This window comes from Acutalibacter sp. 1XD8-36 (assembly GCF_009917525.1).
Classification (GTDB): Bacteria; Bacillota; Clostridia; order Oscillospirales; family Acutalibacteraceae; genus Acutalibacter.
Genome location: NZ_QZDU01000010.1, coordinates 78,616 through 84,785, shown reverse-complemented (window position 1 = coordinate 84,785; position 6,170 = coordinate 78,616). Strand labels below are relative to the sequence as shown.

At 43.6% G+C, this 6,170-nt stretch carries 7 protein-coding genes and 2 pseudogenes; 1 reads left to right on the top strand and 8 read right to left on the bottom strand.

The window, feature by feature from the left end:
- Positions 1-256: 256 nt before the first annotated feature.
- The 5 genes and pseudogenes from D5270_RS13930 to D5270_RS13910 all read right to left on the bottom strand — a co-directional run.
- A pseudogene (locus D5270_RS13930) lies at positions 257-808 on the bottom strand (MATE family efflux transporter); the annotation flags it as partial.
- A 254-nt stretch (positions 809-1,062) separates the two neighbouring features.
- Positions 1,063-1,467: a winged helix-turn-helix domain-containing protein gene (locus tag D5270_RS13925; RefSeq protein ID WP_166544661.1), complete on the bottom strand. Its 405-nt coding sequence runs from the start codon at positions 1,465-1,467 to the stop codon at positions 1,063-1,065.
- Positions 1,468-1,497: 30 nt separating this feature from the next.
- Entirely contained in the window at positions 1,498-1,710 is a 213-nt protein-coding gene (locus D5270_RS13920) for a helix-turn-helix domain-containing protein (RefSeq protein ID WP_016292400.1), read from the bottom strand.
- A complete protein-coding gene (locus D5270_RS13915) occupies positions 1,697-2,140 on the bottom strand; it encodes an RNA polymerase sigma factor (protein WP_016292401.1) in 444 nt (147 codons plus the stop codon). Before D5270_RS13915 ends, D5270_RS13920 begins: the two co-directional genes overlap by 14 nt.
- A 136-nt stretch (positions 2,141-2,276) precedes the next feature.
- On the bottom strand, positions 2,277-3,173 hold the full coding sequence (locus tag D5270_RS13910; RefSeq protein WP_016289762.1) for a cation transporter: 897 nt from the start codon (positions 3,171-3,173) through the stop codon (positions 2,277-2,279).
- A gap of 160 nt (positions 3,174-3,333) precedes the next feature.
- Here D5270_RS13910 and D5270_RS13905 point away from each other — a divergent pair, with 160 nt between their 5' ends.
- A complete protein-coding gene (locus tag D5270_RS13905; protein ID WP_016292402.1) occupies positions 3,334-3,891 on the top strand; it encodes a TetR/AcrR family transcriptional regulator in 558 nt (185 codons plus the stop codon).
- A gap of 287 nt (positions 3,892-4,178) precedes the next feature.
- On the opposite strand, the pseudogene D5270_RS13900 reads toward D5270_RS13905, so the two are convergent.
- The 3 genes and pseudogenes from D5270_RS13900 to D5270_RS13890 form a co-directional block, all read right to left on the bottom strand.
- A pseudogene (locus D5270_RS13900) lies at positions 4,179-4,307 on the bottom strand (Maff2 family mobile element protein); the annotation flags it as partial.
- A gap of 54 nt (positions 4,308-4,361) precedes the next feature.
- Complete coding sequence (locus D5270_RS16895; protein ID WP_166544660.1) at positions 4,362-5,756, bottom strand: VirD4-like conjugal transfer protein, CD1115 family; 1,395 nt, start codon at positions 5,754-5,756, stop codon at positions 4,362-4,364.
- Between the two features lie 89 nt (positions 5,757-5,845).
- Complete coding sequence (locus D5270_RS13890) at positions 5,846-6,037, bottom strand: hypothetical protein (protein WP_166544659.1); 192 nt, start codon at positions 6,035-6,037, stop codon at positions 5,846-5,848.
- Between the last annotated feature and the right edge of the window lie 133 nt (positions 6,038-6,170).

The following is a 6,170-nucleotide window of genomic DNA, read 5'->3' as shown; positions in this document are numbered from 1 at the left end:
CAATGATTGTCGGATTTTGTCGATAGGGTATGCGCTTCATGGCGGCTACCTCCTTTTAGCCGCCGCTTTTAGCAGTGATACCGCGTCATTCCTTGAGAAGATAAAAAGAAACGGCGGCTTTGATTTCTCAAAAAGCCGCCGCGTCAAAAAGGGCGTGTGAAAATACCTCTGCTGTACGACTGCTTTTTTTCTTTTGCCGTCGTCCGGCAGATTACATTTATTCGCTATATACTATTGTGTGGATTTTGTTTTGCTCCTATTTATTTGCTTTTTCTAAGCCGATAAGAGCTTCAGCTTCTGCCAATTCTTTACGAAGATGTAACGCCATAAATGCAGTTATAATAGCTGAAATAACATCAGCAATCGGTTGAGCATAAAGTATTCCATTCATTCCCCAAATTAAAGGGAGAATGAGTATAACAGGTACAAAGCAAATCCCCTGTCTGCAAGCTCCAAGAATGAAGCCCGCTGTTCCTTTGCCAAGCGCAAGAAACAAAGAAGAATAAACAGTGTAAAATCCAAACAGGAAAAACGAAAAACCATTTGCCATAAGAGATTTTTCTCCAACAGCAATCATGTCAACATTTCCGTTTGCAAACTGCGAAATAATTTGTGTTGAGAATAAAACCATGAGCAATCCAACAACCACGCAGAAAATACTTGACCACAAAATAGAAGTCTTGATTGCTTCGCGTAAACGGTCAAATTTCTTTGCCCCATAACTAAATCCGGCAATCGGTTGAAAACCTTTCAAAAATCCAAAGACAACTAAGGTTCCCATAGACGTAACTCTGGTAACAGCTCCCATTTTTTGGCTTGAAATCAGTTCCGTTTTGTAGTGATATACGGACAGTTTCAAAAAACGCCAAACTTTCCGGCAATTATTTTTCCCCTTATTACCTACTACGGGAAAAAAGGAAATTTAGGCAATGTTTTCAGAAAGTAGTTGAATTATTTTATTACGGTGCAAAATCCGGCTTGGTTTTGGGCGCAAAAAAACAGGAAACCTTTTCTTGATTTCCTGTCTTTATCTGCCGCTGATGGGCGGCGGTTATTCTGTTATCATTCCCCGGAAGCAAACTTGTAGCCCACGCCTAAAACGGTTTTTATGTAAGTGGGCTTGCCGCTGTCCGGCTCTATCTTTTTCCGTAGATTGCATATCACATTTGACACGCTTGACTGGCAGCTTTCGCTTTCCTTGCTCCACACGGCTTCAAAGATTTGCGCCTTTGTGAATACCCGCCCCGGACTGGCGGCAAGGTAGCAGAGTGCGCCGTACTCTAAACGGGTGAGGGGAATGTCTGTGCCGTTTTTTAATACCCGGCGTTGGTGTAATTTTATTTCCAATCCCGGAAAAGTAAGTGCCGGGGAGTGGGGCGGCTGCATGGCTTCCAGCGGTATCATATCCGCAAGGGCGGCTATGGCTTTCTCAACCGCTTTTTCTTCTGTGTCGTTAAATATAAGCATGACTATTTTTGCGACAAATCTCACCTCCTGTTAGGTAGGCTGTCCGTCAAAGCGGAACTGGAACAGGGCAACGATAAGCCGCCGTTTGATATTGTCCTCGGTGTCCTTGTTGACGTGTCCGTTTTCAAGGGAAGCAAGCCGGATTCGCTTGCTGTAATGCCGCAAAACCTCGTCAATGGCTTCCGGCTCGCCGCTGGTCGCCCGGACAATCGTTTCATACGGCACAAGTTTAGGATTCCTCACGGAAAAGCACCTCCATTTCTTTATGCAGCATTTGCAAGGCACTGTGTATGTGATGCCACGCCGTACTCCGGCAGCGTCCGTACATTTCCCCGATTTCCTGTTGTGTATAATCTCCGAAAAAGTAAAGGAAAATAATTTCCCGCTTTCTTTCCGGCAGAGATAACAGGGCGGCGGCAAGTTCCCCATTGGTGAGGATAACTGTCTGACCGCATATCGTAATGGGATATTCTTCATAGGGTGCTTCAAAATATTCGTCTGTCGTGCCTAAAGGGTAAAACTTTTCTTCTGTGAGGTATTCAAGGGATATTTCTTTTTGCCGCCGTCTGCTCCTATCACGCCATGCGTTGAGTGCCGCAAAGCGTATGACGGTCTTGCAAAAGCCATTGAACGTATACATGATATGTTCCTTGTATGCTTCTGTGCAAGGCATAGATGATTCCCCCTTTCTCCCACATAGGGCGGTGCATGGTTTATGGTTGCTTGTTTATAATTCAAAGTAACAACAACTCTATGCGCAGGTCTTAACTCGTTTCGCTACTTTAATTATCTTCTCCCGGTATCACATTTTACCATTCACAAAAAACAATTTCAGCATTTTCGTAAATAGGACATATATCTTTCAAGATATTCCTTTTGACAGTTTGTATTTTTTTATAATCAATATTATTGGTAATATAAATGCAAACTTTTATGTGCATACCAATTTTATATATGTCACATTTTTGCAATGTCATAATACCGCTAAGATTCTTTTCTACAAATTGGAAAACTGTTCTTTTTAGTTCCTGATTCGTTGTCAACCCTCCTGACAATTCGCGGAAAGAAGATATGAAAACACTTATCGGTTCTTTTATTGCAGGCAAGACTATAATTGTCGTAATGAAAAAATCTCCAGTATAATGAAGGAAACCCAAACTTCCGTTAATATCTATCAGTTTTATCAAGAACGCAGACAGTGCTACGCCCAAAGATAATATGCCGTCGATAAAATTTCCTTTCGATTCTGTTGCTAAAAGTGTACTGGAATCATTAGTTTTACGGCTCTGGCTTCTGTTAAAAAAAGACAGCCCAAAACATATGATACACATAAGTATCTCATAAGGAATTACAGGTTCAATCATCAAAGGGGTTCCAACGCCATATGCAAAATACCCCCATGCTGCTTTTGCAGTACGAGCAACAGAAGAAAACAGCAGCACCAATGTTAATAAAGTTCTAAAAATAGAATATAATGGCTCTAAAAAATAAAGACCGTCCGGGTAATTCTTTGTCTTTTTATTACTAATTTTTGAAATTTCCAATGCTGCCAAACAAGAGCAGGAAGCAATCATTGAAAAGGAACAGTCTAAAAACAGAGCTTGAATATTTGTTATCGAAAAAATCCAAAACCCACCTATTGCCATTATTAAGTTTACAATGCAGCTTACTATCAGCGATTTGCGTTCAATTTGTTTTTGTGTCATGGTTACCTCCATTGCCTTGGAATTTTATAGTATTCAGATTGACATATCCGTACAACAAGCAGTATACTATAACATGTGTCGTTTTTCTATCTTCAATTTTATCTATAATTGTTGCCTAAACGACACTGCCGCTCGAAACTGTTGTTTAAAGGAGAAAACTATGAATAAACATGATAGGCGGGTCAAAAAGACAATAAAAGCATTACAGTCTGCTCTTGCTGACGCAATGCTTGATAAGGAACTTCAAAAAATTACAGTACAGGAATTAGTCAACAAGGCAGACATACATAGAGCTACTTTTTATTCGCACTACCATGATGTGTATGACTTATATGAGCAAATGGAACATGATGCTATATCTGAGTTCACTAAATTTATTAACGATAATCCAGCAGGTCATTACGAAAATATTTATAATTCCATTATTGATTATATTTATGAAAATCCTGCCCTAAGCCGTTTGCTTTTTTTCGGAAAGGGAATTGACCACAAATTTCAAGAGCATATGTATGACATCATCGAAGAAAAATATCTTGAAATATGGATGCAAGAAGAAAATATATCTTCCGTTTCAGAAGAAATGCTCTATATGGCGACATATCATATTCAAGGCTGCCTCTCAATAATCTCACTTTGGATTAAGAATAATTTTTCTACCCCAAAGGAAAAAATAATCCAGCTTATTTATTCTATTGACGCAAGTTGGAATATGCCATAAAAGAAATAATCTGTGTGGAGATAAAGAGGGATTCCGTAGTAGTCGGCACTGTGGGAATGTGCATAACTTGCTGTCTTATGGAGTTGTGGGAAAGTCCGTTTGCAGAATGTGGGAAAGCTGCACTTTAGCTTTTCCATGTTCTGTGAACGGACTTTTCCATGACGGAATAGCAAGTTATACACATTTCCACGGTGCTTGTCTTTTGGTCTTTAGTTCTTTTGTTCGGAATAGTGTGGTGCTGGCGGTCTATCTCTTGTTTTCGGTTGCTTGCTTCTTTACCGTACATGAGCATTCGCCCCCGGATTGTCGTTGCCGTAGCCCTCCATCAGATTGATTACGCCCCAGATACCAAGCCCGGCTCCAAGTGCTACAACAAGGGTCTGCAAAACGTCTACTGCGCTATTGAAAAATGCCATAAATATATCCTTTCTGCCGCGTCTGCGGCTGTCCGGCAAGCGGACAAAAGGCGGTCAGCATATGCCGCCGCACAAAAAAACCGCCCTCTGGTAAAGGCGGCTGTCCCCGCGCTGCGTAAGTTCTGCGGTGCGGCGGTATTCAGTTGTAAGGGGTGCGGCTCCTGCCGCTGTGTACTGCGCCGGAAAGTGGGGGCGCGTATCATGTAGGTACTTGTATTTCGGGTGCTTCGTTATGTCGAATTTGTCCGAAAAGAACGGGCGCACCCCGCGTAGCTGCAAGATACATTTCCCTCCGTCCATGACTGCGATTTCATCTTCCGTCATAAGCTGCTTTCCCAATTTCTGATAGTTCAGCCCATGCGAAAGCTCCCGCCCCCTTATTTCGGAAGTGTTGAAGCTGTCTATCGTTTCCTTGCCTAAAATCTCCGATATTTCTTTGAGCGTCGTTTTTTCCTTGCCGCCCAAGAAAAGGGTGGTGTCGCAGTTGCCGACTATGGTATCGGCGTTGTCCTTGTAGATTGCTTTTAGCTGTGACTGGCTCTGCAAGATGATTGACGCGGATATTTCCCGGCTCCGTATCGTTGCAATGAGCTTTTCAAACTTTGGTATCTGCCCGATATTCGCAAATTCATCAAGTAAGCACCTTACATGGACGGGAAGCCGCCCGCCGTATTCATCATCTGCCTTGTCGCATAAAAGGTTGAATAGCTGTGTGTAGAGAATACTCACGACAAAGTTAAAAGTATCGTCGGTGTCGCTGATAATCACGAAAAGCATGATGCTGATGGTCGCCCTGGAAAACGGTTTGCCAAAGTATGTCCGCATCCCCTGCTCGGTAAGCTGTCGGGTGATGTCGTGAAGCGACACCTGGGGGTCAATATACATCTCGTACATCTTGCGAACGAACGCCGCCTCGGTCGGTTCAATCACCAGCTTCTTTGTATGGATGCCGTCAATAATGATAGGCTCCGTCCGAAATCCATAAGGCGCACGCCCACCCATTTTGAAACCGCGCTGGCACCTGGCGTACCATGCGTCCTGCACCCGTTTCTGGATGGTTTCTCGCTCCAACTGTGCGAACACAATGCAGATGTTCAGCATCGCCCGGCCCATCGGTGTGGACGTGTCGAACTTCTCTGTGGAGGATATGAACTCCACGTTGTACTCCTGGAACAAAACCATCATGTTTGCGAAGTCCAGAATGGAACGGCTGATGCGGTCGAGCTTGTAAACGACTACCCTAGCAATCAGTCCGCGCTTGATGTCCTCCACCAGCATTTGAAACTGGGGCCTGTCCGTATTCTTGCCGCTGTAACCCTTGTCTTGATATTCCTTGCAACTCCCGCCTCTCAATTCGTATTTGCAAAACTCAATCTGACTTTCGATAGAAATACTATCCTTTTTGTCAATGGACTGTCTTGCATAAATCGCGTCAATTCGGTTGTTCATTTTGCGCTCCCTTTCTGAAACAGAAACGGAGCTGCTGACGCTATGATTATACCATCAGCAGCCCCGCAAAGCAACGGCGCGGCGAAAAGTTAGCTGACCGGTTCCTCCGTCTGCCGGTGGCTGGCGTACTTGCGGAACACCTCATAGAGCCGCTGCTCCAACTCCCGGCGCTTTGCCGCCTCCTGCTCCGGGGTGAGGATGGGCGTGAGGTTTTCCAGCGGGATTTCCCGGCCCTGGAAATTGACAATCTCGGTCTGCGTCTTGTAGCTGATATGCTCCATAGGCAACTCCTTGTTTTCAAAATTTTCATGGTGGACATTTGTCCGAAAAGTGGGCGCTATTTACTCCCATTCGTTTGGTTTATTTATTTGTTTCTATTTGTTTGATTTGGAGTTATCTTTCTGCCCACGCAAA

What these genes read in the sequence shown, in the direction of transcription:
- D5270_RS13925 (WP_166544661.1), bottom strand. Translation starts at nt 1,467, where the DNA reads ATGCTTATATTTAACGACACAGAAGAAAAAGCGGTTGAGAAAGCCATA.
- D5270_RS13910 (WP_016289762.1), bottom strand. Translation starts at nt 3,173, where the DNA reads ATGACACAAAAACAAATTGAACGCAAATCGCTGATAGTAAGCTGCATT.
- D5270_RS13905 (WP_016292402.1), top strand. Translation starts at nt 3,334, where the DNA reads ATGAATAAACATGATAGGCGGGTCAAAAAGACAATAAAAGCATTACAG.
- D5270_RS16895 (WP_166544660.1), bottom strand. Translation starts at nt 5,756, where the DNA reads ATGAACAACCGAATTGACGCGATTTATGCAAGACAGTCCATTGACAAA.
- D5270_RS13915 (WP_016292401.1), bottom strand. Translation starts at nt 2,140, where the DNA reads ATGCCTTGCACAGAAGCATACAAGGAACATATCATGTATACGTTCAAT.
- D5270_RS13890 (WP_166544659.1), bottom strand. Translation starts at nt 6,037, where the DNA reads ATGGAGCATATCAGCTACAAGACGCAGACCGAGATTGTCAATTTCCAG.